Genomic DNA, 2,352 nt, shown 5'->3' with positions numbered 1-2,352 from the left:
GATGATGCGGCCCGCAGAGGGCACAATTAAGCCAGCGAAAGTGTTTATTATCGGCGCAGGAGTGGCGGGGTTACAAGCTATTGCGACGGCAAAACGTTTAGGTGCGGCGGTGACCGCCTTTGATACACGCTCAGTGGTTGCAGAGCAAGTACGTTCGTTAGGTGCAAAGTTCTTAGACATTGATTTAGGTGAAACGGGTCAAACAGCCCAAGGGTATGCGCAAGCACTTAGCCCAGAGCAAATGGCAAAACAACAAGCGGCGCAAGCGCAGTGTATTGCACAATCAGACATTGTTATCACGACAGCACAATTGTTTGGTCGAAAACCGCCGGTGTTAATCAATCATGACACCATTAAACAAATGAAAGCGGGCTCAGTGATTGTGGATATGGCAGCCGAAAGTGGTGGCAATGTTGCAGGGTCTGTTGCGGGTGACACCACAGTGATTGAGGGAGTAAAAATCATCGGCACGGGGAATTGGTCAAACGAAGTGGCGCTCAATGCCTCACAAATGTACGCCAATAACTTGTTTAACCTAGTCAGTGAATTTTGGCAAAAAGACAGCAACACCTATGCGATAGATTTAGAGGACGACATTCAAAAGAGTGCCGTTATTACGCATCAAGGTCACATTACAAATCAGACAATCAGTGAGTTACGCGCGCAACAAGACACGCATGCAATGGAGCAAGCATCATGACCGGTATCTACCTTTTATTCATCTTAATGTTATCTATTTTTGTGGGCTTTGAGCTTATTCGTAAAGTACCGGCCACCTTGCATACGCCACTGATGTCAGGTGCGAATGCGATATCGGGTATTACCGTGATTGGCGCCTTGAGTTTAGCGGGCGGCGAATCACATCAGTTAGCGACCTGGTTAGGCGCACTGGCGGTGATGTTGGCGACGGTGAATGTGGTGGGGGGTTACTTAGTGACAGACCGCATGCTTGCCATGTTTAAAAAGCGCTAGGAGAAAGTGATGAGCGATTTTTCAATATTAATTAACGCCACGTATGTGGTGTGTGCACTGTTGTTTATTTTTGGTTTAAAACTGTTGAGCCATCCTTCTACTGCACGAAAAGGGAACTTGTTATCGGGCTTAGCGATGTTAATCGCCGTGGTGGTGACGTTACTTGATAAGCAGATAATCTCGTTTGAGTTTATTTTAGGGGCGATTATTGTGGGCTCAGCAATCGGGGTGATTGCAGCGAAGAAAGTTGAGATGACCTCGATGCCCGAGTTGGTGTCGTTGTTTAATGGTGTGGGTGGTTTAGCGAGTTTAGCGGTGGCGTATGCGGCCATAGTGAATGATGCGTCTGCCAGTGTATTTGTTCTGATAGTGAGCTTTTTAGCATTGCTTATAGGTGCTGTAACGTTCTCAGGCAGTGTGGTTGCGTGGGCGAAGTTAAGTGAACGCATTGTGGGTCGTCCGATTGTTTTTAAAGGACAAGCGATTGCGAATGTTGTACTTATTCTAGCGATAGCGGCATCAGGTTATTTATTAGTGACAGAGCCGGCGATAACGACGTGGCACTATGTGGCCATTGGTTTGGCGCTATTAATGGGGGTGATGTTAGTACTGCCCATTGGTGGTGCGGATATGCCGGTGGTGATTTCATTGCTGAACAGTTACTCGGGGTTAGCAGCGTGTGCGGCGGGCTTTGCACTGGAGAACAACTTACTGATTGTGGCCGGTGCGTTGGTGGGAGCCAGCGGTATCATTTTAACGAACATCATGTGTAAAGCGATGAACCGTTCATTAGTGAATGTACTGACGTCAGGCTTTCAAAAAGTGCACACGAATGAAATGAAAATCGAGGGTGAAATTAAACCATTAAGCCCAGATGATGCCTTTTATGTACTAGAAGCGGCGCAATCAGTCTTGGTCATCCCGGGTTACGGTATGGCAGTGGCACAAGCGCAACACACGATGAAAGAGTTGCAAGCGTTGTTGGAAAACAAGGGTGCTGAGGTTGCGTATGCGATCCATCCGGTAGCAGGGCGAATGCCGGGGCACATGAATGTACTGCTAGCCGAGGCGGATGTGTCGTACGAACAGCTATTTGAAATGGATGAAATCAACCCACGTATAGAAGGATTTGATGTGGCGATAGTGATAGGTGCGAATGACGTAGTCAACCCAGCGGCAAGGGAGATGGTTGGGAGTCCGATTTATGGTATGCCGGTGATAAACGCGGATTTAGCGAAGAACGTGTTTGTACTCAAGCGTGGAATGGCGACAGGGTTTGCGGGTGTTGATAACCCGTTATTCTTTAAGCCGAATTGTCGAATGATATTTGGTGATGCAAAAGAAACATTGAATAGTCTTGTGCGTCAATTTGCTGATTAA

Annotated in this window: 3 protein-coding genes; all 3 read left to right on the top strand. The window is 47.4% G+C overall.

Annotation, left to right across the window (positions count from 1 at the left end; genetic code table 11):
* A partial coding sequence (locus CWB85_RS21260; RefSeq protein ID WP_502705322.1) for a Rossmann-fold NAD(P)-binding domain-containing protein occupies window positions 1-700 on the top strand: 700 nt, incomplete at its 5' end.
* Window positions 697-972 (top strand): NAD(P) transhydrogenase subunit alpha part 2, encoded by a 276-nt coding sequence (locus tag CWB85_RS21255; RefSeq protein ID WP_138555966.1) that lies wholly within the window; start codon window positions 697-699, stop codon window positions 970-972. The genes CWB85_RS21260 and CWB85_RS21255, both read left to right, overlap by 4 nt.
* A gap of 9 nt (window positions 973-981) precedes the next feature.
* The gene (locus CWB85_RS21250) at window positions 982-2,352 is read left to right on the top strand and encodes an NAD(P)(+) transhydrogenase (Re/Si-specific) subunit beta (RefSeq protein WP_138555965.1); all 1,371 of its coding nucleotides are present in this window, start codon (window positions 982-984) and stop codon (window positions 2,350-2,352) included.

The organism is Pseudoalteromonas sp. S1727, assembly GCF_005886375.1.
Lineage (GTDB): Bacteria > Pseudomonadota > Gammaproteobacteria > Enterobacterales > Alteromonadaceae > Pseudoalteromonas > Pseudoalteromonas haloplanktis.
The sequence above is the reverse complement of the archived record's forward strand: the minus strand, read 5'-3'. Positions and strand labels throughout refer to the sequence as shown.

Coding starts and splice junctions, on each gene's coding strand:
- CWB85_RS21255 (WP_138555966.1), top strand. CDS start 697: ATGACCGGTATCTACCTTTTATTCATCTTAATGTTATCTATTTTTGTG.
- CWB85_RS21250 (WP_138555965.1), top strand. CDS start 982: ATGAGCGATTTTTCAATATTAATTAACGCCACGTATGTGGTGTGTGCA.